Here is a 26,209-nt window from a genome sequence, read left to right as displayed (position 1 = left end):
GTGATGGGAACCAATATTCGGTCTGTCCGGCTGAAGGTTCCCGTCACCCGGTGGGCCGGGGGCGGCGGGGCAGCATTCGCGGCGCCGCGACCGCGACGAGGAGCAGCGGCACCGCGACCGCGGCGACAAGGATCGACAACGACAACCACGCCGAGCCCAGCGCGAACCCCGCGAACAGTGCGATCGACGCGACCTCGCTGGTCAGACCGGCCACCGACGTGACGGTCGCGCGGGCCGATCCGGACATCGCGTCCTGCATCCGCACCTCGGCGACGATCGTCGTGTTGTGCAGGGCGCCGTATCCGACACCGATCGCGACGAAGCCCGCGATCCCTCCCGCGACGGCTCCGGTCGCGATCAGCACCGCCGCCGCGCACAGTACGGCGGCCATGACCCGCCCGGACATGCCGGCGGTGCGTCCGGCGACGGCGGCACCGGCGACCTGCCCGACGACGGTGATCGCCACCAGCAGCGGCGCCTGCGCGGTCGTCGCACCGCCGTCCCGGGCGAGCAGCGCGAAGTACTCGTCGAGCGCCAGGAACGACATCAGCACCGCGGTGAGCAGCACCGCGCGCCGGACGATCCGGTCGGTGCGGACCTCCCCGGTCCCGTCGCGCAGCGCCTGCGCGTATCGCGCGAGGAACGATTCGTCCCCGGACCGGTCGGTGCTGTCCACGCTCACCTTCCGAGGGGCCGACGGCAGCGTGAACACCAGCAGCCCGTCGACGACGGTGATCGCGATCGAGACCCACCCGACCAAGGCGTAGCCGCCGAGCGCGTACAGCGGCCCGGCCGACGCGGTCGCGAGGAACACGCACGTCACCTCGGCGGAGTTCACGTATCCCATGACGTTCGCGTACCGGCCCTGGGCGCCGAGCTCCGACAGCTCCTCGTACAGCAACGCCTCGAACGTGCCGGATTTCATGGACTCGGCCAGACCCCACAGCGCGAAGCCCGCCGCGAATCCCCAGTAGCCCGGCACCAGCATCCACAGGGCGAACGACGCGGTGAGCAGTGCGGCACTGCCGAACAGCAGGGTGCGGCGCGGTACGGTGTCGGCCCACGCCCCGGACGGCACCTCGGTCACGAACGCCGCGATCGACCACACCGCGAACAGCGAGGAGATCTGCGCCGTCGACAGGCCGTGGTCCTCGAACAGCAGGCCGTACACACCGTAGAGCGGCACGAGCTCGCGCGTCGCGGAATACGCGACGGCGCGAGCGGTCAGTGACGTGGTCGGTGAAAGTCAACATCGACGGGACATGCACGGAATCGTCTCATCCACTGGAGGAGCCGCGCAGTGTTTTACGGTCGAGAACGTGATCGAACGCGAACGTACCTACTCGTGGGACGACCCTGCCCCCACGTCGGCGGCCAACCGGGACATGCAGGGCCTGGACTTCCTGCGCGGTCTCATCGACGGCAGCATTCCCCACCACCCGACGTCGCGGACGCTCGGTTTCACCGTCACCGACGCGCGCGAGGGATTCGCAGAGGTGACCTTGGAGGTGGAGGAGTTCCACAGCAACGCCGTGGGCAGCGTCCACGGCGGGGTCCTCGCGACGCTGTTCGACACCGCGATGGGCTTCGCCGTGTCGAGCACCCTCGCCGCCGGTGTCGGCTACACGACCCTCGACCTGCAGGTGCGATATCTGCGGCCGGTGCAGCCGGGGCACATCGTCCGGGTGCAGGGCTTCTGCGAACATTCCGGCCGCCGCACCGCGACAGCGCGCGGCGAGGCCCGGGACGACCAGGGCAAGCTGCTGGCGACCGGCTCGACCACCTGCATGATCCTGAGCTGAGCCGGACCGCGCCACCTGCATGAGGGACGCCCCGGCCGGGCGCCCCCTTCCGACCGCGCGAGTGGTACATCCAGTCGATTGAAGGAGACGAGGGATACATTCGCCCGTCGGCGGCGGGCCGACACGTCGGCTCACCGGCGGCGGGCCGCGACCGTGGGCGTGTCGCACACGTCCGCGCGGCATCAGCCGACCGGTTCGAGCACCTCTCGGCCGACGAACGGCACCAGCGCGGCGGGCACCTTCACGGAGCCGTCGGCCTGCTGGTGGTTCTCGAGGATCGCGACGAGCCAGCGGGTCGTGGCGAGCGTGCCGTTGAGGGTCGCGGCGATCTGCGGCTTGCCGTTCTCGTCCCGGTACCGCACGCCGAGGCGACGGGCCTGGAAGGTGGTGCAGTTCGATGTGGACGACAGCTCGCGGTAGCGCTCCTGCGTCGGCACCCATGCCTCGCAGTCGAACTTGCGGGCGGCGGACGAACCGAGGTCGCCGCCGGCGACGTCGATGACCCGGTAGGGCACGTCGATCGCGGCGAGCATCTCGCGTTCCCACGCCAGCAGCCGCTGGTGCTCGTCGGTGGCGTCCTCGGGCTTGCAGTAGACGAACATCTCCACCTTGTCGAACTGGTGGACGCGGATGATGCCGCGGGTGTCCTTGCCGTAGCTGCCGGCCTCGCGGCGGAAGCACGACGACCAGCCGGCGTACCGCTTCGGCCCCGCGGACAGGTCGACGATCTCACCCGAGTGGTAGCCGGCCAGCGGCACCTCGGACGTGCCGACCAGGTACAGGTCGTCCTCCTCGAGGCGGTACACCTCGTCGGCGTGCTGGCCGAGGAACCCGGTTCCCCGCATGATCTCGGGACGCACGAGCACCGGCGGGATCATCATCGTGAAGCCGTTGGCGGTGGCCTTCTGCGCGGCGAGCTGCAGCATGCCCAGCTGCAGCAGCGCTCCGTAACCGGTGAGGAAGTAGAACCGCGCGCCGGAGACCTTCGCACCGCGTTCCATGTCGATCAGGCCCAGCGACTCACCGAGAGTGAGGTGGTCCTTCGGCTCGAAGTCGAACGTGGGCAGCTCGCCGACGGTCTCGAGGGTGACGAAGTCGTCCTCGCCGCCCGCCGGGGCACCGTCCTGCACGATGTTGGAGATCGCCATGTGCGCACGGTCGAGGGCTTCCTGCGCGGCGTGCTGCTCGGCCTCGAGCTCCTTGACCTTCGCGGCGAGTTCCTTGGACCCGGCGAGCAGCGCGGGGCGTTCCTCGGGGGACGCCTGACCGACCTTCTTGCCCAGCGCCTTCTGCTCGGCGCGGATGTTGTCACCGGCCAGCACCGCGGCGCGGCGGGCCTCGTCGGCCTCGAGCAGGGCGTCGACGAGACCCGGGTCCTCACCTCGGGTGCGCTGCGAGGCACGGACGGCATCGGGATTCTCGCGGAGGAACTTGAGGTCGATCACGAGACGGAAGCCTACCGGTGCCAGAGTTGCAGGTAGTCGTCCCTCCCGAACATCCGCGCGGCATCCTCCGCGGTGGGGTGGCCGGCGTGCGGGTCCGCACCGGCCGTCACGAGTGCCCGCACGACCTCTTCCGCCCCTTTGAACACCGCGCCCGCGAGGGGCGACTGCCCGCGGTCGTTGAGCCGGTCGACGTCGGCGCCGCGCTCGATCAGGACACGCACGGCCGCGGGATGTGCGTGATAGGCGGCGAGCATGAGCAACGTGTCGCCGGTGCCGTTGGTGAGATTCACCGGGACACCGGCATCGAGGTAGCCGGCGAGAGTGTCGGCCTCACCGGCCCGCGCCGCGTCGAACACCCGCTGCGCGATTTGCTGGATCTCGGGGTCGATCGGATCGTCCGTCACGAACACCGAAGTTACCCCCGGCACCGGCGGCAGGCATGATGGATGACGATGGCCGAGGAGACAACACAGCAGTCCACGCGGCGACCGCCGTCCGCGAAGCTGACCCGCCGCGCACTGATCCTGGTGGCGGTGGGCGCGGTTCTCGCTGCCGTCGCGACCGTCGTGATCACCGGGTTCGGCGGTTCCGACGACGATTCCCCAGCATCCGGCGGTGCACTGCGCACGACCGGGGCGGTCGCCGGTGAGGCGTTCGGGACCGCGGTCGGGGGTGACTGCCTGACCTGGTCGGCGATCGACGCCAGCGATCTGGAGAAGGTCGACTGCGAACAGACCCACCTGTTCGAGGTGGTCCAGGACATCGATCTGAGCGTCTTCCCCGGGGCCGAGTGGGGCCCGGGTTCACGGTTCCCGTCGGTCCTGCGGTTCACGGAGCTGCGCGATCAGCATTGCGCGCCCGCCGCGATGGACTACCTGAAGGGCCGTTTCGATCCGCACGGAAAGTTCAGCGTCGGTCTCATCAATCCGGGTGAAGCCGGCTGGGAGGCCGGTGAACGGACCCTGCGGTGCGGTCTGCAGTTCTCGTCGACGACCGGCAATCTGCTGCCGATCGAGGGACGTGTCGCCGATCAGGACCAGTCCCGCGCGTGGGAGGTCGGTACGTGCATCGGCGTCAACAACGGGGTGCCCGCCGATCCGGTGGAGTGCTCACAGCCGCACGCGTTCGAGGTCGCCGCGGTGGTCGACCTGTCCGCCCAGTTCCCCGGTGGGGTGCCGAGCATGGAGGACCAGGACAAGTTCCTCGAGTCGACGTGCACCGAGGCCACCAACGCCTATCTGGGCGATCCGGCCGCGCTGCGCAACAAGACGCTGACGCTGTTCTGGGACAACCTGGACTTCGACAGCTGGCTGGCGGGCAGCCGCAAGGTGAACTGCTCGGTCGGTAAACAGGTCGAGGGCGGTGGCTTCGCGTCCATCACCGGTTCCGCGAAGGGCGACGTCCTGATCGACGGCCAGCCGCCGGTCGCGCCGCCGCCGGTGCCGGAGGGACGGTCGCTGCCGACGCCGCTGCCGGGCGCGGCTCCGCTCCCGGACGGCTCCCGATGAGTGTCCGGATGGACGAGGAGCACTTCGACGAGCTGGTCTCCGAAGCGCTGGATCTGATTCCGCAGCAGCTCGCCGAGGCGATCGACAACGTCGTGGTGCTGGTCGATGCGCGGCACGACGAGGAACCGGGTCTGCTGGGTCTGTACCACGGCACAGCGCTGACGGAACGCGACTCGCACTACGCGGGGTCGTTGCCGGACACGATCACCGTCTACCGGGACGCGATCCTCGACATCTGCGAATCGGAGGACGACGTGGTGCACGAGGTCGCGGTCACGGTGATCCACGAGATAGCGCACTATTTCGGGATCGAAGAGGACCGCCTCCACGAACTGGGCTGGGGCTGACCGGTCCGGCCGCCCCGGCGCAGCGTACTTCTACGGGTGCAGCGCCCTACTTGTTGCGCTGCATGAAGTGCGGGTTGATCGTCGAGATCGCCAGCAGGGCCAGCGAACCGAGGATCACCTGCAGCACCACGATGATCACGACTGCCACACCCACGATTTCGAGAATCTCCATGACCTAGGACCTTACCTTGTGTGTCTCCGGACCCTGACGCCAGCGGGTCCCCGGACCCGGCCGGCACCGGACCTCCGATCCCCGCGCTCCCCCGGCCTATCTGCGCCGGTAGACGGGCGGACGCTTCTCCAGGAACGCCGCCGTCGCCTCCCTGCGGTCCTCGGTGAAGGCGGTGAACACCTGCTGACGGTTCTCGAACGCCACCGACGCATCGAACGAAGGGGTCTCGAGCGCCATCCACATGCCCTGCTTGGTGAGCTCGACCGACAGCGGCGGGTTCAGCATGATCTCCCGCGCCCTGGCCAGCGCCGCGTCGAGCAGTTCGCCGGGCTCGACGACCGCGGTGACCAGGCCGATCCGGTGCGCCTCCGCCGCGTCGAAACGCCGGCCGGTGAGCATGAGCTCGTGGGCGGCCCCCGCCCCGATGATCCGCGGTAGCAGCCACGACACTCCGATGTCGCACGCGGAGAAACCCGCACGGATGAAGGAGACCGCGAAGATCGCCGGGGTCGCGGCGAGCCGGATGTCGCTCGCACACACCAGCGCGAGTCCCCCGCCGGCGGCGGGCCCGTTGACCGCGGCGATCACCGGTTGCGGGAGCTCGTGGAGCTGCTGGGCGAGGCCGGCGATGTCCTGCTGCCGGGAAAGCGTCCGGCCGACCTCCCCCTCGGCGGCGATCTGCTCGTCGTCGCCGTAGCCGTGCAGGTCCAGCCCCGCGCTGAACACGCGCCCGGCGCCGGTGAGCACGACGACACGGCACGACCGGTCGGCCGCGATCCCTGTCAGCGCGTCGCGGAACTCGGCGACCGCTTTCGCGGTCAGCGTGTTGAGGGATCCGGGACGGTTCATCGTCACCTGCACGACGCCGTCGATCGGCGACGTGACCTCGATGGCGGTCACGACACCGCCGGCTGGGCATAGCGGTCCCGCAGCAACCGCTTGTAGAGCTTGCCGGTGGCGTGCCGGGGCATCTCGTCGACGAAATCGATCCGGCGTGGGCATTTGAAAGCCGACAGCTTCTCGCGGCAGAACGCGAGCAGTTCTTCCTCGAGCCCCTCGTCTGCGATCACGCCGGGCGCGGTCTGCACGACCGCGTGGACCACCTCGCCGAGCTCGTCGTGCGGGATCCCGAACACCGCGGCGTCGGCGACCTTCGGGTGCACGACCAGCACGTCCTCCGATTCGCGCGGATAGATGTTGACGCCGCCGGACAGGATCAGATCGGCACGCCGGTCCGACAGGTAGAGGAAGCCGTCCTTGTCGAGGTAACCGAGGTCACCGACGGTCGTCCATCCCCGCTCGTTCCGGGATTCGGTGGTCTTCACCGGATCGTTCAGGTACTCGAAGAGCAGACCGCCCTCTGACCAGATCGTGCCGGATTCACCGGGCGGCAGTTCGTCGCCCGACTCGTCCAGGATGTGGGGCACGCCCAGGATCGCCCGGCCCACAGATCCGGGATGGGCGAGCCATTCGTGCGAGTCCAGCGCGGTGAACAGGCTGTTCTCGGTGGACGAGTAGTATTCGTGAACGATCGGCCCGAACCAGTCGATCATGGCCCGCTTGGTGTCCGGAGGGCACGGCGCGGCCGCGTGGATCACCACCTGCAGCGACGACACGTCGTACCCGGTCCGCTGCTCGTCCGGCAGCTTGAGCATCCGGATGAACATGGTCGGCACCATCTGGGTGTGGGTCACCCGGTAGCGCTCGACGAGTTCGAGCGCCCGCTCCGGATCGAACCTCTCCATCACGATCACGGTGCCGCCGTACCGGTGCACGGTCATCGTGAAGCGCAGCGGCGCAGCGTGATACAGCGGCGCCGGGGACAGGTAGACGCTGTCCCGGTCGATTCCCCACTGGTTGTGCAGCAGCCCCGCCACCCCCGGTGGCGTCCCGAGCGGATGCAGCGGCAGTTCCGCGACGACCCCCTTGGGGCGGCCGGTGGTGCCGGACGAGTACAGCAGATCGACGCCTTCGCGCTCCTCCGGTGAAACCTCGTCCGGAACGGAATCGATTTCCTGCCACAGGTTTTCGAAACCTCGACCCGGTTCGTCGACGACGAACCGGTGCTCCGCCGCCGGCGTCGCATCGGCGGCGTCGGCCGCGGTGCCGAGATGGCGGGCACTGGTGAACAGTGCCCGGGCGCCCGAATCGCGGAGGATGTAGGCGACCTCGTCCGGCAGAAGCCGGGTCGACAGCGTGACGTACCGCAGCCCGATGCGCTGCGCCGCCCAGGCGATCTTCGGGAACGACGCGCTGTTCTCCATCAGCACGGCAACACAGTCTCCGTGACGAAGCCCTCTCGACCACAACAGTTTTGCGATGTCACGTGAGTCGTCGACCAGCTCGCGGTAGGTCACGACGGTGCCGCTGTCCGCCATGATGTACGCGGGACGGTCCGGGTCCGCCGCGGCATGGGCGTCGGGGAAGTCCACCATCGATCTGCTCCTTGTTCGTATCGGTCAGGCCGCGGTCACGGACTCGTGCGGCCGGGAATACCTGCGGACGATGGCGATCAGGCACAGAAGTCCGATCGCAGCGGCGGCGGCGAGGAACACACCCACCTTCCACGCGTTCCCGGCCTCACCGTTGATGAGCAGCACCATGATCATCGGAGCGAAACCACCGATGATCGCGGAGATCTGGTAACCGAGCGATGCTCCGGAGAAGCGCACCTCGGGCGGGAACAGCTCGGAGAACAACGTGCCCTGGGTGCCCGTCTGGAACGACATGGCGACAACACCGACGATCACCGCGACCGCGAACGGCCACACCGTGCCCGGTCCCGAGGCGCCGATCAGCAGCCACATCGGCAGGCCCCACACCATCATGGCAACGGTACCGACACCGAAGATCAGCTTGCGGCCGACGCGGTCGGACAGATACCCGAACAGCGGCACCAGCGGAATCTGCAGCAGGCACGCGATCAGGATGAACGTGAGCACCGTCGACCGCTCGAGCCCGAGGTAGGTCGTGGCGTACTGCACCGACCCGGTGATCATCGTGTAGAAGAAGATGACGCCGATCGCGTTCGAGCCGGCGGCCATGAGGACGGTTCCCGGATTCTTGCGCAGCACCTCGAAGACCGGGGAACGACGCGCCGCCGGAGCCTGTTCGAGCTTCTCCGCGATCTTCTTGAATTCCGGTGTCTCCTCCAGATAGCGGTGGATCGCGAATGCCACGGGCAGCATCACGAGGCTGATCCAGAACGGAATACGCCAGCCCCACGACAGGAACGAATCCTGGGCGACGGTCGCGGTGATCACCAGGAACACGACGTTGCCGAGGACCACGCCGATCGGGACACCGAGCTGCGCGAAGCTTCCGAAGAATCCGCGTCGGTTCGCGGGTGCGTTCTCCGTGGCCAGCAGGACGGCACCGCCCCACTGTGCCCCGACCGCGAGGCCCTGGCAGATGCGCAGCGTCACCAGGATCATCGGTGCGAGCCACACGATCTCGGTGTTGGGCACGAAGCCGATCAGCGAGGTGGCGATCGCCATGAGCACCACGGCGGCCACGAGAACCGGTTTGCGGCCGAACTTGTCACCGAAGTGCCCGGCGAGGACCCCGCCGATCGGGCGGGCGATGAAACCGACCGCGACGGTCGCGAAGGAGTTCACCGCGGCGACCACTTCGCTGTCGGTCGCGAAGAAGGTGGTGTTGAACACCAGTGCTGCGGCTGTCGAGTAGATGAAGAAGTCGTACCACTCGAGCGAAGTCGAGATCGCCGACGCGACGGCAGCACGGCCGGCGCGCGGGGCTGGGGTCGCGGGCCTGTCGAGAGTGTTTGTGTGGGTTTGTGTTTCGGACATCGGATCGCCCTCACTGTTGAGCGTGTGAATGAAGGAATGAGCGACGCGGGCTTCGCCGGTCAGCCACGGACCTCGCGCAGGGCCGGCGTGGCGGCGAATTCGGCGCGGGCGAGCGAGCGACGGTGCACCTGGTCGGGACCGTCGGCGATCTGCAGGAAACGCGCCTGTGAGTAGAGCATCGCGAGCGGGGTGTCCTGGGACATGCCGGCGCCACCGAAGATCTGCATGGCCTCGTCGATGATCCACTTGGCCGTCTGCGGCACCAGGACCTTCGCGGCGGCGATCTCGTGACGGGCGGCCTTCGCGCCCTCGACGTCCATCCGCCAGGCGGCGCGCAGCACCATCAGGCGTGCCGCGTCCACCTTGATCCGGGCGTCGGCGACCGTCGCCTGCACGACTCCCTCGTCGGCGAGGGGCTTCCCGAACGCGACGCGGGTCCGGGCACGCTCGGTCATGAGCGCGATCGCCCGTTCGGCCATGCCGATCAGGCGCATGCAGTGGTGGATCCGGCCCGGGCCGAGGCGGGCCTGTGCGACGGCGAATCCCTTGCCGCGCGGTCCGAGCAGGTTCGCCTTGGGAACACGGACGCGGTCGTAGAGGATCTCGCCGTGCCCGCCCTCGTGCCGGTCGTCGAAGCCGAGGACCGTGGTGGAACGTTCGACGTGCATGCCGGGGGTGTCCATCGGCACGAGCACGATCGAGTGCCGGGAGCCGGCCGGTGCCTCGGGGTCGGTGACTCCCATGACCATCGCGACACGGCAGTCCTCACGCAGCGCGGCGGTGGTCCACCACTTGCGGCCGGTGAGCACCCAGTCGTCGCCGTCCTCGGCGATCTCGAGCCGTACGTTGGCCGCATCCGAGCTCGCGACATCGGGTTCGGTCATGGAGAAGCAGGAACGGATCTCCCCCTCCAGGAGCGGGGCTAGCCACTGTTTCTTCTGCTCGTCGGTTCCGTAGCGGGCCAGCAGTTCCATGTTGCCGGTGTCCGGCGCGTTGCAGTTCAGCGCTTCGGGAGCGAGATGCGGGCTCCAGCCGGTGAGTTCGGCGAGGGGCGCGTAGTCGAGATTGGTCAGGCCGGCACCGCCGGTGGCGGGCAGGAAGAGATTCCACAGCCCCTGTCTCTTCGCCGCGGCCTCGAGATCGGCCATGACCGGCGGGGCGCCCCAGAAGTCGGGCTTGCCCGCGAGCTGACCCGCCGCGATCGCCTCGGCCGGCAGAATCCGATCCTGCATGAACGCGGTGAGCTTCTCCCGCAGTTCTTCGGCCTTCGGACTGTACGCGAAATCCATTGTGGTGACTCCTGTTTCTTTGGTCTCAGCGACGAAGTTCGGGATCGGACGACCGGGCGGCCAGCTCGAGCGCCCGCTGCAGCAGCGGTTCGGCCATGTCGCCGACGCCGTCGAATCCCTCACCGACGGTCTCGCCCTGCGCGTGCCGGGCCGCGATTCCCTCCAAGATCACGGCGATCTTGAAGTCGGCGAACACCACGTACCAGTCGACCTCGGGCAACTCGACGCCGCGACGCGACGCGTACCGCTCGAGAAGTTCTGCCCGGGACGGGAAACCGTCGAGGGTCGCAAGTCCCCGGGTGATGGGGTTGACCGGCCGGCCCGGAATGTCCCAGAAGCTGAGCATGATGCCGACGTCGGCGAGCGTGTCCCCGAGAGTGGCCATCTCCCAGTCCAATACGGTGACGATGCGAGCCGGATCGTCGCGGGAGACGAGGACGTTGTCGAGCTTGACGTCGCCGTGCACGATGCCCGGGAATCGGCTCCGGGGCAGCGCCCGGCCCAGCTTGTCGAGGAGGACGGCGACCTCGGGACGGTCGGTGGTCTTCGACGATTCCCATTGCCGCGCCCAACGATTCAGCTGACGTTCGAGATAGCCGTCGGGCCGGCCGAAGTCGTCCAACCCGACGGCGGCCGGGTCGATGTCGTGGAGGTCGGCAAGCGTGTCGGCGAGGGCGAGGCCGAGACCGCGACGATGCTCGGGCGTGAGCCCCTCCGCCTGCTCGACCGTGCCCACGGGGCGGCCGTCGACGAGGTCCATGAGGTAGAACGGCGCGCCGAGAACCGCGGTGTCCTCGCACAGGTGCACGGCGGCGGGCACCGGAACCGCGGAACCGCCCAGCGCCTCGATCACCGTGTACTCGCGCTTCATGTCGTGCGCGCTCGGCAGGACGTGGCCGTACGGCGGCCGGCGCAACACCCACACGCTCTCGCCGTCGGTGAGGCGGTAGGTCGGATTCGAGCGGCCGCCGCCGATGAGCGAGGCGGTCAGCGGTCCCGCGAGGCCTCCGGCGAGCGTCGCCTGCAGATGGGCAGCCAAAGCGTCGAGGTCGAGTTCGGCGAGCGCGCCGGCCGGGGATGCGGACATCGAAGGAACCCCTTCCAGATATCGTTACCAAACGATCGTTCGGATGCGGCTATGGTGACCCAGGACACGATCCCTGTCAACCTTCCGGAAATGTATCCGCTATTTGCAGGCTTTATTCGGACCCAAGCCGGTCCAGGTGCACGCCCCGGTCACGTTGTCCGATCAATCGTTCGCTCACTTCGCGATGGGCATCCCGGCGTCGGACGCCCGCGTCCGATCCGGACGCGCCGGTGGTCGGCACACGGTGCCGACGGACGGCACCGGCCCTCGTGCCACGGCATGCACAGGCGGCGCCGCCCCGTCGGGGCGGCGCCGCGTGAAGGTGGTCGGCGTCAGCGGTCGTTCGTGGGCTGCACCATGGCGAGCGCGAGGTCCGCGTACCGGTCCGCGAGTTCCTCGGGCTTCAGGGGCCCGTCGGGACGCCACCACGTGCACACCGATTGGCCCATGTGGATGATGGCGCGCGCGGCGTCGCGGGGCAGCGCGGTCGCGAAGGCGCCGTCCTCGACGCCCCGATCGATGATGTCGCGGAACACGCTCTCCTGCTCGTCACGCAGTGCGACGACGAGCCGGCGCCCTTCGTAGTCGAGGCTGCGCAGTTCGGTGGCGCCGACGAGGGCGTCGGACTGACGGGTGGTGTGGAACATGATCCAGGCGCGCACGACCGCCTGGAGCTGGTCGCTCGGCGCGCCTCCCGCCCGCAGGAGAGCGCCGCGGGTCATCGCGATCGCGTCGTGCAGCGCCCGGGTCATGATGTCCTGCAGGATCTCCTGCTTGGATTTGAAGTGGTGGTAGATCGACGCGACCGTGATGTCGGCGTCGCGTGCGATATCGCGCATGGAAGTGCCGTGGTAACCGCGCTGATTCATGTTCCACAGCGCGGAATCGAGAATCACCTGACGGCCGGCGCCGGCCGGCGCGCCCTTCGCAGCACACATCGTCGTCCCCCATCCTGTCACCGGTCGGCAACCACAGCGTAGAGGCACTCGCCACCCTTCCGCCCTAGCGATCGTTCAGTAACCGTGAGATGCTGACCGCATGGAGCACATTCGACTCGACATCGCCGACGAGACGGCCACGATCACCCTCAACCGCCCCGACCAGCTCAACGCGTTCACGACCACCATGGAGAACGAGCTGATCGAGGCCTACGACCGCTGCGACGCCGACGACGACGTGCGCGCCGTCGTTCTCACCGGAGCCGGACGAGCGTTCTGCGCGGGAGCCGATCTGTCCGCCGGGGCCGACACGTTCTCCGAGTGGCAGGACGAGCATTCCGGCGACGATCTGCGGCGCGACGGCGGCGGGCGCGTCGTCCTGCGCATGTTCGAGTCGCGCAAGCCGATCATCGCGGCGATCAACGGCCCCGCCGTGGGCGTGGGCATCACCATGACCCTGGCGGCCGACTTCCGGCTCGCCGCCGACGACGCGCGGATCGGGTTCGTGTTCAACCGCCGTGGACTGATCCCCGAATCGTGTTCGTCGTGGTTCCTGCCCAAACTCGTGCCGTTGCAGCGCGCGCTGGACTGGATCTACTCCGGCCGCCTCGTCGATGCCGCCGAGGCCCACGAAGCCGGCCTCCTCTACTCGCTCCATGCGAAGGATTCGGTGCTCGACGAGGCGTACGCCCTGGCCCGCCGGATCACCGAGCACTCGGCACCGGTGTCCGTGACGCTGTCGCGGCAGCTCGTGTGGCGCTCGCTCGGGTCGGATCATCCGATGTTCGCGCACCGCGCCGAATCACGCGGCATCAACCTGCGAGGAGTCGGCCCGGATGCCCGCGAGGGCATCGCCGCGTTCCTCGAGAAGCGCGCGGCCGTGTTCCCCGACCGGGTCAGCACCGACACACCCGACCTGTTCGGCGACGATCTGCCCACTCCCCCGTTCCGGCCATGAACCGTCATCATTGACTGTTTAGCGGGGCGGGCCCTACGCTCGGCTCGACATCCGTGACCGAGAGGCGACCGCAGTGACGACACCCGACCGTCCCGCCGCCGTCGACCGGTGGCACCGCATCGTCGAGACGAACGATCCCGAGGCACTCGACGCACTCGTCGCCGACGACGCCGTGTTCCTGTCCCCCGCCGTCTTCACCCCGCAGGAGGGCAAGACCGCGACGCTCGCCTACCTCCGCGCGGCACTGACCGTGTTCGGCGACGACACCGGCTTCCATTACGTCGGCGAGTGGTACGCCACGAGTTCGGCGGTACTCGAATTCGTCGCCGAACTCGACGGCATCCACGTCAACGGGGTCGATCTGATCGAGTGGGACGAACACGATCGCATCACCCGCTTCAAGGTCATGGTCCGGCCGGTCAAGGGCCTGCAGGCCCTCGTCCCGCGGATGGCCGCCCAACTCGGCCGGCCCTGACCGGCCACCACCCACCCAGGAGAAGTACATGAGCCTGCCGCCCGTCCTCCGCGACCGCCTGCGCCTTCCGGTCGTCGCGTCGCCGATGTTCATCGTGTCCAACCCGGACCTGGTGATCGCGCAGTGCACCGCGGGAATCGTCGGATCGTTCCCCACCCTCAACGCGCGTCCGCAGTCGCAGCTGCGCGAGTGGCTGACGCGGATCACCGAGGAACTGGCCAAGCACGACGCCAACAACCCCGACAGCCCGGCGGCGCCGTTCGCCGTGAATCTCATCGTCCACAAGTCGAACGACCGGCTCGCCGAGGACCTCGCGACCGTCGTCGAGTTCGAGGTGCCCATCGTCATCACCTCGCTCGGTGCCCGGCAGGACGTCAACGACGCCGTGCACTCCTACGGCGGCATCGTGCTGCACGACGTCATCGACAACCGGTTCGCGCGGAAGGCGATCGGGAAGGGAGCGGACGGCCTGATCGCGGTCGCCGCGGGCGCGGGCGGCCATGCCGGCACACAGTCACCGTTCGCTCTGGTCCAGGAGATCCGCACCTGGTTCGACGGTCCGCTGCTGCTGTCCGGGTCGATCGCGCACGGCAACTCGATCCTGGCCGCGCAGGCCGCCGGTGCCGATCTCGCGTACGTCGGGTCGGCGTTCATCGCGACCACCGAGGCCAACGCGTCGGACGCCTACAAGCAGATGCTGGTCGAGTCGACCGCGTCCGACATCGTCTACACGAACCTGTTCAGCGGCGTGCACGCCAACTACCTGCGCGGCAGCATCGCCGCGTCGGGCATGGATCCGGACAACCTCGAGACGTCGGACCCGTCGAAGCTGAACCTCGGTTCGGAGACTGCCACCGAAGGCGGTGCGCCCGGCCCGAAGGCATGGCGGGACATCTGGGGAGCCGGGCACGGTGTCGGATCCATCGAGGCGGTCACGTCCGTCGCCGACGTGGTCGCGCGGTTCCGCACCGAGTACGCCGACGCTCGCGCGCGCCTGGCCCTGTAGAGCGGACCGGCAGAGGACACGGCCGCGGGCGTGGGACGGGGATGCCCCACGCCCGCCGGTCCGTCAGAGTTCGCCGTAGTGCGTGAGCTTCGGGGCGCCGGCCAGCAGCGGTCCGAGATCGGTGATCGCGCCGGGGCCGGCCCGGAACTTGCGGTAGGCGGTGTCGTGGTCGGCGGACTGCCACTTCTCCACGACCACCCAGCGAGCCTCGTTGCTCTTGTCGACGAGAATCTCGATGCCGAGGCAGCCGTCGAACTCGCGGGTCTCGCCGAGCACCCGGTCCATGACCTTCTTCGCATCGTCGAGGGCGTCGGGCTTGAACTCGAGTTCCAGCAGGGCAGTGAGTGACATGAGCATCCTTTTCGCAGCTTGTGTGTCCGGTGTCACCGGATTCCCCCACAATTACCGAAGACCCCCGGCTGCGCAATGGCTCCCGGCGTTTTTCCCACCACATCGCACGGTGCGGCCGCTAAGGTCACGGCGATGAGCGACACCCCGAACGACCTGCCGCTGTCCGGTGACGAAATCGCCGTGCTCGACGACTGGATGAGCGCCCGCGGATTCGGGCCCGGACCGGTCACCGGCCTCGAGCAACTGACGGGTGGTACCCAGAACCTGATGGTGCGGTTCACCCGCGGCGACCGGTCGTTCGTGGTGCGGCGCGGCCCGCGCCATCTGCGGCCTCGCACCAACGACGTGCTGCGACGGGAGATGCGGGTCCTCGATGCCCTGTCCGGCACGGACGTTCCACATCCCGGGCTGATCGCGGCGTGCCCGGACGAGGATGTGTGGCCGGGCGCCGCGTTCTATCTCGTCGAACCGGTCGACGGTTTCAACGCGTTCGTGTCCCTGCCCGAACCGCACGCCTCCGATCCGGGAGTCCGGCACCGGATGGGCCTGTCGATGGTCGACGCGCTCGCGACCCTCGCGTCCGTCGACCACACCGCGATCGGGCTGGGCGATTTCGGGCACCCGGACGGCTTCGTCGAACGGCAGGTTCCGCGATGGTTGCGTGAACTCGGGTCCTATTCCACCCTCGACGGGTATCCGGGTGAGCCGCTGCCGGGTCTCGACGCGATCTCCGGCTGGCTCTCGCGGTCGGTGCCGACTCGCTGGACGCCGGGAATCCTGCACGGCGACTACCACATCGGGAACGTGATGTTCTCCCGGTCGTCACCGGAGGTCGCGGCGATCCTCGACTGGGAGATGTGCACGATCGGTGATCCGCTGCTCGACCTCGGCTGGCTTCTGGCGACGTGGCCGGAGCACGGCAACGACGACAGTACGATCGGGGGCGCGCTCGGCGATGCCGGCGACCTGGCCACCCGCGACGAGCTCGTCGAACGCTATGCGGCACAGTCGGACCGGGACCTGTCCGCACTCGACTGGTACGTCGTGCTGGCGTGCTTCAAACTCGGGATCATCCTCGAGGGAACCTTCGCGCGCGCCTGCGCGGGAATGGCCGACCCCGAGGTCGGGGACCGCCTGCACGCGACGACGCTGAGCCTGTTCCGGCGCGCCCTCGACCTCACCTCCACTTCGGGTGATGGGAACCAAAATTCGGTCTGACCGACTGAAGGTTCCCATCACCCTAGGGGTCAGGCGAATTCGGACGCGATGTCGCGGCCGATGATCTCCTTCATGATCTCGGTGGTGCCGCCGTAGATCGTCTGGATGCGGGCGTCGACATAGGCACGGGCGATGGGGTATTCCATCATGTAGCCGTAGCCGCCGTGCAGCTGCACCCCGCGGTCGACGACGCGCTTCTGCAGTTCGGTCGCCCACCACTTGGCCTTCGACGCATCCACCGCGGTCAGCTCACCGGCGTTGAGCGCGAGGACACACCGATCGATGTGCGATTCGGTGACCTCGATCTCGGTGAGCATCTCGGCGAGCACGAAACGGGTGTTCTGCAGATCGCCGATCGGCTTCCCGAATGCCCTGCGCTCGAATGCGTAGCGTTTGGTCCACTCGTAGGCGGCCCGCGCCGACGTGATCGCCGAGACCGCGATGCCGATTCGCTCGAGCGGCAGGTTCTCCATGAGGTGGAAGAACCCGCGGCCCTCGCCGCCGAGCAGATTCGCGGCCGGCACCCGTGCATCCTCGAAGACGAGTTCGGCGGTGTCCTGGGCCGCGAGACCGACCTTGTGCAGCTTGCGTCCACGACTGAAGCCCGGGGTGTCGCGCTCGACGACGATGAGGGAGAACCCCTTCGCTCCGGCGCCCGGGTCGGTGCGGCACACGACGATCACGAGATCGGAGTGGATACCGTTGGTGATGAACGTCTTCTGGCCGTTGACGACCCACTCGTCGCCGTCGCGGACGGCGGTGGTCTTGACGCCCTGCAGGTCCGATCCTGCGCCCGGTTCGGTCATCGCGATCGCGCCGATCACCTCGCCGGCCGCCATGCGAGGCAGCCAGCGGGCCTTCTGTTCCTCGGTACCGAGGTGCAGAAGGTACGGGATGGCAATGTCGTCCTGCAGCGCGAGGGTCGCACCGAACGACGTGGTTCCGGTGCGCGCGATCTCTTCCTGGACGACGTGCCGGAACCGGAAGTCGGTCACCCCGGAACCACCGAACTCCTCCGGCACACCCAGGCCCAGGATCCCGGACTTGCCCGCCGCCAGGTAGACGTCACGGTCGATGAGCCGTTCTTCTTCCCAGCGTTCGTAGTGCGGCTCGACCTCGCGGGCGAGGAACTCGCGCACCGTCTCCCGGTACGCCTCGTGATCGGCCTCGAACAGAGTGCGTTGCATGCTATCCCCCAGTAGTTGTGTGGGTCAGGCGTTCACGCGCGACATCATGCCCGCGAGACGCTCGGAGATCAGTGCTTCGGCCTCGGCGACGATGCGCTCGACGAGCTCACCGGCCGTGGGGATGTCGTGGATGATGCCCTGGACGGTGCCGACGGTCCAGATTCCGGCCTCGGGGTCGCCGTTCTCGTACACGAGACGACCGCGAGCACCGGCGACGAGTTCGCGCACGTCCTCGAATTTGCCTCCGCGGTCCAGAATCTCGACGACCTCGCGGCTGACGGTGTTGCTCGCGACGCGGGCGGTGTTGCGCAGCGGGCGGAAGATCAGTTCGGTGTCGGTTTCGTTCCCCGCGACGATCGCCTCCTTGATCCGCTGATGGATCGGCGATTCGGCGGTGCACATGAAGCGGGTGCCCATGTTGATGCCGTCGGCGCCGAGCGCGAGCGCGGCGACGAGACCGCGGCCGTCACCGAAGCCGCCGGAAGCGATCATCGGAACGGTGATCTGCTCGGCCGCGGCGGCGATGAGCACCAGACCGGGCACATCGTCCTCGCCGGGGTGTCCGGCGCATTCGAAACCATCGATGCTGATGCCGTCGACACCCGCGTCCTGCGCCTTCACGGCATGCCGCACGCTCGTGCACTTGTGCAGGACCTTGACGCCCGCGGCGTGGAAGTCGGGCAGGTGCGGAGCCGGGTTGGATCCGGCAGTCTCGACGATCTTGATGCCGGATTCGATGATGACCCTGCGGTATTCGTCGTACGGCGGCGGGGTGATCGAGGGCAGGATCGTCAGGTTCACGCCGAATGGCTGGTCCGTGAGCTCACGGGTGCGCGCGATTTCCTTCGCAAGATCCTCGGGGGTGGGCTGCGTCAGCGCGGTGATCATGCCGAGCGCTCCGGCCTCGGCGACGGCGGCGACCAGTTCGGCGCGGCCGACCCACTGCATGCCACCCTGCACGATGGGATGGCGGACGCCGAATGTTTCGGTGAAGGCGGTGGACAGCACGGTGGTACTCCTCGCGGTGAAGGTCAGGCAGGATTGTGGTGGCCGACGATGCGCAGCGCGATGTCCCGGTAGCGCCCGGCGACCTCGGCGGGCGTGAGCGGTCCGTCGGACTGGTACCAGCGGGCGATGGACTGGCACATGCCGAGCAGCGCGCGCACGGTCTCCTCGATGTCGTCGACGTCGAACACGCCCTGTTCGGTGCCGTCGCGGACGAGGTCGATCATGATGAGTTCGAGGCGTTTGCGCGTCGCAGCGTAGGTGCGCCGGTTCGCCGGGGACACGTGCCGCAGTTCGGAATCCAGCCCGGAGCGCTTCGCGCGGTAGGTCATGTTGAGCACGATCGCCTCGACGGCGTTGGCGAATCGGGCGACCGGATCGGCGCCGCCCTCGGCGACCGCTGCGCGCACGCGGTCGATGAGGTCGAGGACGGCGGCGTCGAGCAGGGTCACGAGAACGGCTTCCTTGTTCTCGTGGTGGTAGTACAGCGCGGGCACCGTCACACCCACCCGGCGAGCCAGATCGCGGACGGTGGTGCCATGGAATCCGTTCTCGCCGAACGCTTCCAGGGCGTGCTCGAGGATGGGGCCGAGCTGCAGGGGTTCGAACACCCGCCAGTCGCCGGAGAATTCCGGTTCGGGCTGCGCAGTCATCGGCCCCGTCCTCTCACATCGTCGGTTTCAACGCTCGGTGCGTCAGCGCGGAGCCATGCGGATGGCGCCGTCGAGACGGATGGTCTCGCCGTTGAGCATCGGGTTGGAGACGATGTGCGCGGCGAGGGCGCCGTACTCGGCCGGATCGCCGAGGCGGGCCGGGTGCGGGACCTGCTGGCCGAGGGACTGCTGGGCGGCCTCCGGAAGCCCGCCGAGCAGCGGGGTCTTGAACAGGCCCGGCGCGATGGTGACGACGCGGATCAGCAGCGACGCGAGGTCGCGGGCGATCGGCAGAGTCATGCCGACGACGCCACCCTTGGAGGCGGAGTACGCGGCCTGGCCGATCTGGCCGTCGAACGCCGCGACGGATGCGGTGTTGATGATGACGCCGCGCTCGCCGTCGACCGGCTCGGTCTTGGCGATGCGCTCGGCGGCGAGGCGGATGACGTTGAAGGTGCCGAACAGGTTGACGTTCACGACCTTCTTGAACGCGTCGAACGGGAACGCGCCGTTCTTGCTCACGGTCTTGATGGCGTTGCCGATGCCGGCGCAGTTCACCGCGACGCGCAGCGGGCCGAGCGACTCGGCCAGGTCGAGCGCCTCGGTGACGGCGGCTTCGTCGGTGACGTCGGCGGCGGCGAAGCGCACCCGGTCGCCGAGTTCCTTGGCGACGGTCTCGCCGTTGGAGCTCGGCAGGTCGATGATGACGACCTGGGCGCCGTCGGCGACCAGAGCCTTGACGGTGGCCAGGCCCAGGCCCGAGGCACCGCCGGTGACGACGGCAACGCTGTCGTTGACGATCATGTTCGTACCTTTCGAATCGAGTTGTGAATCAGAGCCGTTCGATGACGGTGGCGTTGGCCATGCCCGCGCCCTCGCACATCGTCTGGAGACCGTACCGGCCGCCGGTCGCTTCGAGGTGATCGACCAGGGTGGCGAGCAGGCGGGTGCCCGACGAGCCGAGCGCGTGGCCGAGCGCGATGGCGCCGCCCCACGGATTGAGCTTGGCCGGGTCGGCGTTCAGTTCGTGCGCCCAGGCGAGCGGGACCGGGGCGAAGGCCTCGTTGACCTCGTAGGCGTCGAGGTCGTCGATGGTCAGGCCGGCCTTGGCGAGCACCTTCTTCGTCGCCGGGATGGGCGCGGTGAGCATGAAGACCGGGTCGTCACCCGCGACGGCGAACGAGTGGAAGCGGGCGCGGGGGGTCAGGCCCAGCTTGTTCGCCATCTCCTCGCTCATGATGAGCGCGGCGGAGGCACCGTCGGTCAGCGGCGACGAGTTGCCGGGGGTGATGATCCACTGCGCCTCGGGGAAGCGCGCGGCGTATTCGTCGGTACGGAACGAGGGCTTCAGGCCGGCGAGACCTTCGGCGGTGGTGGTGGCGCGCACGGTCTCGTCGACGGTGTGGGAGATCGTGGCACCGGAGGCATCGGTGACGTCGATCGGGACGATCTCCTTGTCGAAGTACCCGGCGGCGATCGCGGCGGCCGCACGCTGGTGCGACTGCGCCGAGTAGGCGTCGAGGGCGTCGCGATCGAACTTCCACTCGGCGGCGATGAGTTCGGCGGAGATGCCCTGGTTGACCAGGCCCTCGGGGTAGCGGGCACGCACGCTCGGGCCGTGCGTGTCCTTGCCGAGGGTCGCGGTGCCCATCGGGATGCGGCTCATCGACTCGACGCCGCACGCGATGACCATGTCGTAGGCGCCGGCGATGACGCCCTGCGCGGCGAAGTGCGCGGCCTGCTGGCTCGACCCGCACTGGCGGTCGATGGTGGTCGCGGGCACGGATTCGGGGAAGCCGGCGGCGAGCAGTGCGGTGCGGGAGATGTTCAGGGACTGCTCGCCGACCTGGGCGACGCAGCCACCGATGACGTCGTCGACCTGAGCGGGGTCGATGCCGTTGCGTTCGACGAGCGAGCGCAGCACGTGCGCAAGCAGTTCGACGGGGTGGGTGCCGGACAGGGCACCACCGGGCTTGCCCTTGCCGACCGCGGTGCGGACGACGTCGACGATCACGGCTGTGGTCATGACGGTTTCCTTTCGGAGGGAATGTGGTGCGGCCAGGGTTCGTGGGGGTCAGCGACCCTGCCAGACCGGCTGCCGCTTCTCGGCGAAGGCCGTGGGGCCTTCCTTGGCATCCGCGCTGGTGAAGACCACCTTCATCGCGGCGGCGTTGGCCTTCCAGACGTCGGAGGCCCAGTCGTCACCGTGCGCGGTCCGGTGGATCATGGCCTTCGATTCGCGTACCGACAGCGGGGCGTTGGCGGCGATCGTCTCGGCGAGCTCGAGGGCGACCTCGAGCGCGGTGCCGTGCGGTGCGATCCGGTTGACCAGGCCCAGGTCCTTGCCCTGGGCGGCCGTGATCGGCTCGCCGGTGAGGGCGAGTTCGAGAGCGATCTTGCGCGGGATCTGCTGCTGCATGCGGATGACGCCGCCGGCCGCGGCGAACAGGCCGCGCTTGACCTCGGGAAGGCCGAGCTGCGCCTGCTCGTCGACGACCGCGAGGTCCGACGCGAGCACCAGCTCGGTGCCGCCACCGAGCGCGAATCCGTTGACCGCCGCGATGGTGGGCTTGCCGATCCAGTGCTGGACGTAGCCGGCGAATCCCCACTCGGGATGACCCGCGGCGGAGGTGTCCTCGCCCGCGGCGAGCGCCTTGAGGTCGGCACCGGCGCAGAACGCGCGGCCCGCGCCGGTGATCACGACGACGCGCACCTCGTCGTCCGCCTCGGCCCGCTCGAGCAGCGTGCCGACGGCGGTCGACAGCTCGGCGTTCACCGCGTTGAGGGCGCGGGGGCGGTTGAGGGTGATGAGGGCGACGTTGCCGCGACGCTCGTAGAGAGCTGCGGGTTCGGTCATCGTCTGCTCGTCGGCCATCGGTGTCCCTTCACAAGGAATCTGACTTATCGATCGCTAAAATCTCTATCACGGACCGATCGCTCGGTCAACGCGACGTCTAGCTAGCGCCCGATCAGTAGGCTCTGGTAAGCATTGAGCCCTGTGTTTCGGACCACGGCGCACGACCGCCGGGCGGTCGATCCGATCGAAGAGGAGACCCGATGCAGGCAGTGCAGCTGATCGAGACGACCGGGCCCGACGGTCTGCGCCTGGTGGACATTCCCGAACCCGACGCGGGGACCGGCGCGGTGATCGTGGACCTGCACGCCGCAGGCGTGTCGTTCCCCGACCTGCTGCAGACCAGTGGCGCCTACCAGGTGGTGCGGCCGCTGCCGTTCGTCCTCGGCGTCGAGGGTGCCGGCGTCGTACGTTCCGCGCCGACGGACAGCGGACTTGCCGCCGGGCAGCGCGTCGCCGTACTCGCGACCGGTGGCGCCTGGCAGGAAACCGTCGCTGTCGATGCGAATTCCGTTTTCCCCCTCCCTGATTCGGTGTCGCTCGCCGCGGGTGCCGGGATGCTCATGAACTACCTGACCGTGCACTTCGCGCTCGACGAACGCGCCCGCTACCGCCCCGGCGAAACCGTGCTCGTGCACGGCGCGGCGGGGGGCGTCGGTGTCGCCGCCCTCCAGGTCGCGGCGGCGCTCGGTCTCGAGACCGTCGCCGTCGTGAGCTCCGACGCGAAAGCCGAAGTGGCCCGGGCCAATCGGGCGACCCACACCGTGCCGGTCGACGGTTTCAAGGACCGGGTTCTCGAACTGACGGGCGGTCGCGGCGTCGACATCGTCCTGGACCCGGTCGGCGGTGACCGCTTCACCGACAGCCTGCGCAGCCTCGCCCCCAACGGACGTGTCGTCGTACTCGGTTTCACCGGCGGGGAGATTCCCACCGTCAAGGTCAATCGGCTTCTGCTGAAGAACATCTCGGTCCTCGGCACAGGTTGGGGCGAATACGTCCGCACGTTCCCCGACCACCCGGCACGGCAGTGGGAGCAGCTCGAACCGCTGCTGCGTTCCGGCGCCCTGCGGGTCCCCGAACCCACGCTCCACCCGATCGCGGACGCGGCCGAGGCCCTGCGCTCGCTCGCCCACCGTTCCGCGACCGGCAAGGTCGCACTGTCCTTGCAGCCCTGACACTTTCGAGGAGCATTCCCCATGAGCAACGACATCCCCGGCGTCGACAGCCTCGTCGACGACGGCGTCCTGCGCGTCACCGTCAACCGCCCGGGTCGCATGAACGCGGTCACCACCGAAACCCTCGAGGCGCTGGCCGACACGTTCGAGAAGCATGCCGGCGACGGCGCCGTGCGTGTCGCCGTTCTCACCGGGGCCGGCCGAGCCTTCTGCACCGGTGCGGACCTGTCCGCCGTCGAGAAGACCTCGGATTCCCCGTCCCCCGCCGTGATCGACGCCGCCAACCGCACCGTCGCCGCGATCCGCGCCTTTCCCCGTCCCGTGATCGGCTCCGTCAACGGCCCCGCGGCCGGCGTCGGCGTGTCGCTGGCGCTGGCGTGCGATCTCACCGTCGCCAAGGAATCGACGTACTTCCTCCTCGCCTTCACCAAGATCGGCCTGATGCCCGACGGCGGCGCTTCCGCCCTGGTCGCGGCGTCGATCGGACGTGCACGGGCCCTGAAGATGGCGCTGCTCGCGGAACGCCTGCCCGCCACCGAAGCGGTGTCCGCCGGACTCATCGCGGACACCTACCCGGACGCCGACTTCGATCAGGCGGTCGAGGCTCTGGTCCAGCGGCTCGCCGACGGCCCGGCCGACGCGTTCGGTTCCACGAAGGCCGCGATCAACGACGCGACCCTGACCGAACTCGACGCCGCCTTCGCGCGGGAACGCGCCGGCCAGCTGCGACTGCTTGCCGCCGACGATTTCCACGAAGGCGCTACGGCGTTCATCGAGAAGCGTCCGGCCGTGTACCGCAACCGCTGACCCGACGATCGGGGCACGGGGCGGCCGGGCCGGAGACGGTCAGGCCGCCCCGACCGTCTTGAGCGCGATCGTCACGTACTTCGCCGCGACCTCTTCCGGGGTGAGTGTGCCCTCGGAGTGGTACCAACGCGGAATGGACTGGCACATGCCCAACAGCGCGCGGGTGGTCTCGGCCGGGTCGTCGACGTCGAACGCGCCGCTCGCGGTCCCTTCCTCGACGATGCTGCGGACCAGGTGCTCGACACCCTTGCGGACCGCACGGTAACGCTGCCGGTTGTCCGGGCTCAGGTACCGCGACTCGCCCTCGAGAGCAGCCAGGCGCGCGCGCAGCGTCATCCGCAGCACGATGGCCTCGATGACGTTGGACAGTCGCTGCACCGGATCGTCGCCGCCGTCGGCGTCCGCGGCGTGCGCCCGCGAGAGCACATCGCTGGTGGACAACTCGAGCAGCGCGATGAGCAGCCCTTCCTTGTTCTCGTGGTGGTAGTACAGGGCCGGAACCGTCACGCCCACACGCCGCGCGATCTCGCGTACCGACGTGCCGTGGAAGCCGGTCTCGTAGAACGCGTCGAGCGCGGCGGACAGGATCGGGGTGAGCTCGGTCGGCTCCAGCTTCCGCCAATCGGGCACGGCCACCCCATCGGTGACGGTGTCGTCGGTGGAAGTTTCCATGCCTGCGCCCCAACCTATCGATCGCTCTGTCACTGACGGGTCGAGGATACCGGCAGAAAACGAGGGGAACCGATCCGGACCGCGTCGCGTCCAACCCTCCGAGGGCGTTCGGACCACCGCGCACCCGCAAATCGCACCCCGAGATGTCAGGAGAACGGCCCGTGCCCGACCATGTCCACGTCGATCCGGACGCCCTGCTCTTCGCTGCCGCCGAACTCGAGGCCCTCGCGGTGCGCCTCGAAGCCTCCGTACAGGCGGCAGACCCCGCCCTGGATGTGCCGCCACCAGGATCGGAGGAGGTGTCGCGCCTGATTTCCCAGCACTTCGGCGGGCTCACGGCGAGTTTCCGGCCGGCAGCCGCGCGGGGCGTCGACGAACTGCGCACCGCAGCCCGGACCCTCCGCAGCCAGGCCGCACACTACATCGATCTCGAAGCGCGCCGGGTCGTCGCCCTGACCGCCACGATGTGACCGACCTCTCCCTACACACCGTCAGAAAGGCACACCCATGACACTCGGAACGACCGGGGTCGTGTGGCTTCCGCGGGGCGCCACCGTGAACTCGACGAGCCTGACCACGGGCACCGGACCGCTGCCGATCGGCGCCGCCGGACCGGCCTGGGCCGCGGTCGCCGCGGCGTTCACGGACGCGGACATCACCCTCACCCGGGTCGCGGCGGAACTGGGCCCGAACTGGGAAGGAACGACCGGCGGTACCGCGCTCACCGCACTCGGCCCGTTCATCGCGTGGACGCAATCGGTCGCCGGGGAGGCCACCGCAGCAGCGCAGAAGGCCGCCGTCGGGTCGGGTGCGTACGCGACGGCGCTGATCACGATGCCCAGCCTGCCCGAGATCGCCGCGGTTCAGGCGGCGAAGGCCGCCGCCTACACGGCCGGAGGCGCGGTGAACGGGAGCGCCGCGGCCGCGGAGGCAGCGGAGAAGGCCCTCGATCTCCGGGCGGCCGCCGCGATGGAGGCCTACGAGGCCTCGTCGGTGTTCGCCGCGATTCCCGACCGTTTCACCGCACCGCCGCCGCTGACCGCCGCGTCGCCGGACACGGTCGGTGCGCAGGACCTCGCAGCCGTCGCGTCCCGCTCAGGGCACACCGAGCACGTGCAGATCACGGATCCGGTGCGGTCCGTCGTCGACGGCGCCCGCGCGACAGCGGACCGGGTCGGTGCCGTCCTCGGCAACGGAGATGTGCTCCGGGGTGTCGGTGGAGAGGCGGGCCGCGGCGCGGGCGGGGGGGTGTCCGGCGGGGGCGGGGGCGCCCGGGCGGGGTCGGGGGGCGTGTGGGCGGTTGGGGCGGGGGGCGGGCCCCCCCCCGCCCCCCCCGGCGGACCACCCGGGACGGGGGCGGGGTTTGGGGCCGGGCCGCCCCCGCGGCCGGGCCACCCCCCGGGGTCCCCGGATGCGGCGCCCGCGGACCCGGTGTGCGCTGGCCCTCGCCG

Annotated in this window: 29 protein-coding genes; 11 read left to right on the top strand and 18 right to left on the bottom strand. The window is 69.1% G+C overall.

Annotation, left to right across the window (positions count from 1 at the left end; all coding sequences use genetic code 11):
- Positions 1 to 43: 43 nt before the first annotated feature.
- Positions 44 to 1,186 carry an MFS transporter gene (locus A8G15_RS26955; RefSeq protein ID WP_245688018.1) on the bottom strand — a complete coding sequence of 381 codons (1,143 nt, stop codon included), beginning with the start codon at positions 1,184 to 1,186 and terminating at the stop codon, positions 44 to 46.
- 199 nt (positions 1,187 to 1,385) lie between these two features.
- Here A8G15_RS26955 and A8G15_RS26950 point away from each other — a divergent pair, with 199 nt between their 5' ends.
- Entirely contained in the window at positions 1,386 to 1,802 is a 417-nt protein-coding gene (locus tag A8G15_RS26950) for a PaaI family thioesterase (protein WP_342671601.1), read from the top strand.
- Positions 1,803 to 1,984: 182 nt separating this feature from the next.
- Here the strand turns inward: A8G15_RS26950 and serS are convergent, their stop codons facing one another.
- Positions 1,985 to 3,247, bottom strand: coding sequence for a serine--tRNA ligase (gene serS, locus A8G15_RS26945; RefSeq protein ID WP_068166151.1), 1,263 nt, complete (start codon positions 3,245 to 3,247; stop codon positions 1,985 to 1,987).
- An 11-nt stretch (positions 3,248 to 3,258) separates the two neighbouring features.
- On the bottom strand, positions 3,259 to 3,651 hold the full coding sequence (locus A8G15_RS26940; RefSeq protein ID WP_068166157.1) for an ankyrin repeat domain-containing protein: 393 nt from the start codon (positions 3,649 to 3,651) through the stop codon (positions 3,259 to 3,261).
- A 48-nt stretch (positions 3,652 to 3,699) separates the two neighbouring features.
- Between A8G15_RS26940 and A8G15_RS26935 the strand changes: the two genes are divergently transcribed.
- Together A8G15_RS26935 and A8G15_RS26930 are read left to right on the top strand one after the other, a co-directional pair.
- Positions 3,700 to 4,755 carry a septum formation family protein gene (locus A8G15_RS26935; RefSeq protein WP_068166156.1) on the top strand — a complete coding sequence of 352 codons (1,056 nt, stop codon included), beginning with the start codon at positions 3,700 to 3,702 and terminating at the stop codon, positions 4,753 to 4,755.
- A complete protein-coding gene (locus A8G15_RS26930; RefSeq protein WP_068166150.1) occupies positions 4,752 to 5,102 on the top strand; it encodes a metallopeptidase family protein in 351 nt (116 codons plus the stop codon). The genes A8G15_RS26935 and A8G15_RS26930 overlap by 4 nt, the downstream gene beginning before the upstream one ends.
- A 46-nt stretch (positions 5,103 to 5,148) precedes the next feature.
- Here A8G15_RS26930 and A8G15_RS32285 read toward each other — a convergent pair whose 3' ends face one another.
- From A8G15_RS32285 to A8G15_RS26900, 7 genes are all read right to left on the bottom strand, one after another.
- Positions 5,149 to 5,274 carry a hypothetical protein gene (locus A8G15_RS32285; protein ID WP_281180786.1) on the bottom strand — a complete coding sequence of 42 codons (126 nt, stop codon included), beginning with the start codon at positions 5,272 to 5,274 and terminating at the stop codon, positions 5,149 to 5,151.
- Positions 5,275 to 5,370: 96 nt separating this feature from the next.
- Positions 5,371 to 6,174: an enoyl-CoA hydratase/isomerase family protein gene (locus A8G15_RS26925; protein ID WP_068166149.1), complete on the bottom strand. Its 804-nt coding sequence runs from the start codon at positions 6,172 to 6,174 to the stop codon at positions 5,371 to 5,373.
- Positions 6,171 to 7,709: an AMP-binding protein gene (locus tag A8G15_RS26920; RefSeq protein WP_068166148.1), complete on the bottom strand. Its 1,539-nt coding sequence runs from the start codon at positions 7,707 to 7,709 to the stop codon at positions 6,171 to 6,173. Before A8G15_RS26920 ends, A8G15_RS26925 begins: the two co-directional genes overlap by 4 nt.
- 24 nt (positions 7,710 to 7,733) lie before the next feature.
- On the bottom strand, positions 7,734 to 9,083 hold the full coding sequence (locus A8G15_RS26915; protein ID WP_068166147.1) for an MFS transporter: 1,350 nt from the start codon (positions 9,081 to 9,083) through the stop codon (positions 7,734 to 7,736).
- 59 nt (positions 9,084 to 9,142) lie between these two features.
- Positions 9,143 to 10,372 (bottom strand): acyl-CoA dehydrogenase family protein, encoded by a 1,230-nt coding sequence (locus A8G15_RS26910; protein ID WP_068166146.1) that lies wholly within the window; start codon positions 10,370 to 10,372, stop codon positions 9,143 to 9,145.
- Positions 10,373 to 10,397: 25 nt separating this feature from the next.
- Positions 10,398 to 11,459: a phosphotransferase family protein gene (locus tag A8G15_RS26905; RefSeq protein ID WP_068166145.1), complete on the bottom strand. Its 1,062-nt coding sequence runs from the start codon at positions 11,457 to 11,459 to the stop codon at positions 10,398 to 10,400.
- Between the two features lie 332 nt (positions 11,460 to 11,791).
- Positions 11,792 to 12,397 (bottom strand): TetR-type transcription factor C-terminal domain-containing protein, encoded by a 606-nt coding sequence (locus A8G15_RS26900; RefSeq protein ID WP_068166144.1) that lies wholly within the window; start codon positions 12,395 to 12,397, stop codon positions 11,792 to 11,794.
- Positions 12,398 to 12,497: 100 nt separating this feature from the next.
- On the opposite strand from A8G15_RS26900, the gene A8G15_RS26895 reads away from it, so the two are divergent.
- The 3 genes from A8G15_RS26895 (at position 12,498) to A8G15_RS26885 (ending at position 14,836) form a co-directional block, all read left to right on the top strand.
- Positions 12,498 to 13,355: a crotonase/enoyl-CoA hydratase family protein gene (locus A8G15_RS26895; RefSeq protein WP_068166143.1), complete on the top strand. Its 858-nt coding sequence runs from the start codon at positions 12,498 to 12,500 to the stop codon at positions 13,353 to 13,355.
- 73 nt (positions 13,356 to 13,428) lie between these two features.
- The gene (locus A8G15_RS26890; RefSeq protein ID WP_068166142.1) at positions 13,429 to 13,830 is read left to right on the top strand and encodes a nuclear transport factor 2 family protein; all 402 of its coding nucleotides are present in this window, start codon (positions 13,429 to 13,431) and stop codon (positions 13,828 to 13,830) included.
- Positions 13,831 to 13,858: 28 nt separating this feature from the next.
- On the top strand, positions 13,859 to 14,836 hold the full coding sequence (locus tag A8G15_RS26885) for an NAD(P)H-dependent flavin oxidoreductase (protein ID WP_068166141.1): 978 nt from the start codon (positions 13,859 to 13,861) through the stop codon (positions 14,834 to 14,836).
- Positions 14,837 to 14,899: 63 nt separating this feature from the next.
- On the opposite strand, the gene A8G15_RS26880 is transcribed toward A8G15_RS26885, so the two are convergent.
- Positions 14,900 to 15,187 (bottom strand): putative quinol monooxygenase, encoded by a 288-nt coding sequence (locus A8G15_RS26880; protein ID WP_068166155.1) that lies wholly within the window; start codon positions 15,185 to 15,187, stop codon positions 14,900 to 14,902.
- Positions 15,188 to 15,319: 132 nt separating this feature from the next.
- Here A8G15_RS26880 and A8G15_RS26875 point away from each other — a divergent pair, with 132 nt between their 5' ends.
- Entirely contained in the window at positions 15,320 to 16,405 is a 1,086-nt protein-coding gene (locus tag A8G15_RS26875; protein ID WP_068166154.1) for a phosphotransferase family protein, read from the top strand.
- Positions 16,406 to 16,434: 29 nt separating this feature from the next.
- Here A8G15_RS26875 and A8G15_RS26870 read toward each other — a convergent pair whose 3' ends face one another.
- The 6 genes from A8G15_RS26870 to A8G15_RS26845 are packed head-to-tail and all read right to left on the bottom strand — an operon-like array spanning position 16,435 to position 22,125.
- Entirely contained in the window at positions 16,435 to 17,592 is a 1,158-nt protein-coding gene (locus tag A8G15_RS26870) for an acyl-CoA dehydrogenase family protein (RefSeq protein WP_068166140.1), read from the bottom strand.
- Between the two features lie 24 nt (positions 17,593 to 17,616).
- The gene (locus A8G15_RS26865) at positions 17,617 to 18,600 is read right to left on the bottom strand and encodes an NAD(P)H-dependent flavin oxidoreductase (protein WP_068166139.1); all 984 of its coding nucleotides are present in this window, start codon (positions 18,598 to 18,600) and stop codon (positions 17,617 to 17,619) included.
- Between the two features lie 23 nt (positions 18,601 to 18,623).
- Positions 18,624 to 19,250 (bottom strand): TetR/AcrR family transcriptional regulator, encoded by a 627-nt coding sequence (locus tag A8G15_RS26860; RefSeq protein ID WP_068166138.1) that lies wholly within the window; start codon positions 19,248 to 19,250, stop codon positions 18,624 to 18,626.
- Positions 19,251 to 19,292: 42 nt separating this feature from the next.
- Complete coding sequence (locus A8G15_RS26855) at positions 19,293 to 20,054, bottom strand: 3-hydroxyacyl-CoA dehydrogenase (RefSeq protein WP_068166136.1); 762 nt, start codon at positions 20,052 to 20,054, stop codon at positions 19,293 to 19,295.
- Between the two features lie 28 nt (positions 20,055 to 20,082).
- Complete coding sequence (locus A8G15_RS26850) at positions 20,083 to 21,276, bottom strand: thiolase family protein (protein ID WP_068166135.1); 1,194 nt, start codon at positions 21,274 to 21,276, stop codon at positions 20,083 to 20,085.
- A 48-nt stretch (positions 21,277 to 21,324) separates the two neighbouring features.
- Positions 21,325 to 22,125, bottom strand: coding sequence for a crotonase/enoyl-CoA hydratase family protein (locus A8G15_RS26845; RefSeq protein WP_068166133.1), 801 nt, complete (start codon positions 22,123 to 22,125; stop codon positions 21,325 to 21,327).
- A gap of 182 nt (positions 22,126 to 22,307) precedes the next feature.
- On the opposite strand from A8G15_RS26845, the gene A8G15_RS26840 reads away from it, so the two are divergent.
- Complete coding sequence (locus A8G15_RS26840) at positions 22,308 to 23,279, top strand: NADPH:quinone oxidoreductase family protein (RefSeq protein WP_068166130.1); 972 nt, start codon at positions 22,308 to 22,310, stop codon at positions 23,277 to 23,279.
- 21 nt (positions 23,280 to 23,300) lie between these two features.
- The gene (locus tag A8G15_RS26835; protein WP_068166128.1) at positions 23,301 to 24,086 is read left to right on the top strand and encodes an enoyl-CoA hydratase; all 786 of its coding nucleotides are present in this window, start codon (positions 23,301 to 23,303) and stop codon (positions 24,084 to 24,086) included.
- Between the two features lie 39 nt (positions 24,087 to 24,125).
- On the opposite strand, the gene A8G15_RS26830 is transcribed toward A8G15_RS26835, so the two are convergent.
- On the bottom strand, positions 24,126 to 24,758 hold the full coding sequence (locus A8G15_RS26830; RefSeq protein ID WP_068166127.1) for a TetR/AcrR family transcriptional regulator: 633 nt from the start codon (positions 24,756 to 24,758) through the stop codon (positions 24,126 to 24,128).
- Between the two features lie 161 nt (positions 24,759 to 24,919).
- On the opposite strand from A8G15_RS26830, the gene A8G15_RS26825 reads away from it, so the two are divergent.
- Both A8G15_RS26825 and A8G15_RS26820 read left to right on the top strand, forming a co-directional pair.
- A complete protein-coding gene (locus A8G15_RS26825) occupies positions 24,920 to 25,228 on the top strand; it encodes a PE family protein (protein ID WP_082900193.1) in 309 nt (102 codons plus the stop codon).
- A 37-nt stretch (positions 25,229 to 25,265) separates the two neighbouring features.
- Positions 25,266 to 26,209: PPE domain-containing protein (locus A8G15_RS26820; RefSeq protein ID WP_068166124.1), on the top strand; the 944-nt coding region annotated here is incomplete at its 3' end.

Source organism: Rhodococcus phenolicus (assembly GCF_001646785.1).
Classification (GTDB): domain Bacteria; phylum Actinomycetota; class Actinomycetes; order Mycobacteriales; family Mycobacteriaceae; genus Rhodococcus; species Rhodococcus phenolicus.
Note: the sequence above shows the minus strand (reverse complement) of the source record. Positions and strands in the feature narration are given on the sequence as shown.

What these genes read in the sequence shown, in the direction of transcription:
- A8G15_RS26950 (WP_342671601.1), top strand. Translation starts at nt 1,386, where the DNA reads ATGCAGGGCCTGGACTTCCTGCGCGGTCTCATCGACGGCAGCATTCCC.
- A8G15_RS26935 (WP_068166156.1), top strand. Translation starts at nt 3,700, where the DNA reads ATGGCCGAGGAGACAACACAGCAGTCCACGCGGCGACCGCCGTCCGCG.
- A8G15_RS26930 (WP_068166150.1), top strand. Translation starts at nt 4,752, where the DNA reads ATGAGTGTCCGGATGGACGAGGAGCACTTCGACGAGCTGGTCTCCGAA.
- A8G15_RS32285 (WP_281180786.1), bottom strand. Translation starts at nt 5,274, where the DNA reads ATGGAGATTCTCGAAATCGTGGGTGTGGCAGTCGTGATCATCGTGGTG.
- A8G15_RS26920 (WP_068166148.1), bottom strand. Translation starts at nt 7,709, where the DNA reads ATGGTGGACTTCCCCGACGCCCATGCCGCGGCGGACCCGGACCGTCCC.
- A8G15_RS26915 (WP_068166147.1), bottom strand. Translation starts at nt 9,083, where the DNA reads ATGTCCGAAACACAAACCCACACAAACACTCTCGACAGGCCCGCGACC.
- A8G15_RS26910 (WP_068166146.1), bottom strand. Translation starts at nt 10,372, where the DNA reads ATGGATTTCGCGTACAGTCCGAAGGCCGAAGAACTGCGGGAGAAGCTC.
- A8G15_RS26905 (WP_068166145.1), bottom strand. Translation starts at nt 11,459, where the DNA reads ATGTCCGCATCCCCGGCCGGCGCGCTCGCCGAACTCGACCTCGACGCT.
- A8G15_RS26900 (WP_068166144.1), bottom strand. Translation starts at nt 12,397, where the DNA reads ATGTGTGCTGCGAAGGGCGCGCCGGCCGGCGCCGGCCGTCAGGTGATT.
- A8G15_RS26895 (WP_068166143.1), top strand. Translation starts at nt 12,498, where the DNA reads ATGGAGCACATTCGACTCGACATCGCCGACGAGACGGCCACGATCACC.
- A8G15_RS26885 (WP_068166141.1), top strand. Translation starts at nt 13,859, where the DNA reads ATGAGCCTGCCGCCCGTCCTCCGCGACCGCCTGCGCCTTCCGGTCGTC.
- A8G15_RS26880 (WP_068166155.1), bottom strand. Translation starts at nt 15,187, where the DNA reads ATGTCACTCACTGCCCTGCTGGAACTCGAGTTCAAGCCCGACGCCCTC.
- A8G15_RS26875 (WP_068166154.1), top strand. Translation starts at nt 15,320, where the DNA reads ATGAGCGACACCCCGAACGACCTGCCGCTGTCCGGTGACGAAATCGCC.
- A8G15_RS26870 (WP_068166140.1), bottom strand. Translation starts at nt 17,592, where the DNA reads ATGCAACGCACTCTGTTCGAGGCCGATCACGAGGCGTACCGGGAGACG.
- A8G15_RS26860 (WP_068166138.1), bottom strand. Translation starts at nt 19,250, where the DNA reads ATGACTGCGCAGCCCGAACCGGAATTCTCCGGCGACTGGCGGGTGTTC.
- A8G15_RS26855 (WP_068166136.1), bottom strand. Translation starts at nt 20,054, where the DNA reads ATGATCGTCAACGACAGCGTTGCCGTCGTCACCGGCGGTGCCTCGGGC.
- A8G15_RS26850 (WP_068166135.1), bottom strand. Translation starts at nt 21,276, where the DNA reads ATGACCACAGCCGTGATCGTCGACGTCGTCCGCACCGCGGTCGGCAAG.
- A8G15_RS26845 (WP_068166133.1), bottom strand. Translation starts at nt 22,125, where the DNA reads ATGGCCGACGAGCAGACGATGACCGAACCCGCAGCTCTCTACGAGCGT.
- A8G15_RS26840 (WP_068166130.1), top strand. Translation starts at nt 22,308, where the DNA reads ATGCAGGCAGTGCAGCTGATCGAGACGACCGGGCCCGACGGTCTGCGC.
- A8G15_RS26835 (WP_068166128.1), top strand. Translation starts at nt 23,301, where the DNA reads ATGAGCAACGACATCCCCGGCGTCGACAGCCTCGTCGACGACGGCGTC.
- A8G15_RS26830 (WP_068166127.1), bottom strand. Translation starts at nt 24,758, where the DNA reads ATGGAAACTTCCACCGACGACACCGTCACCGATGGGGTGGCCGTGCCC.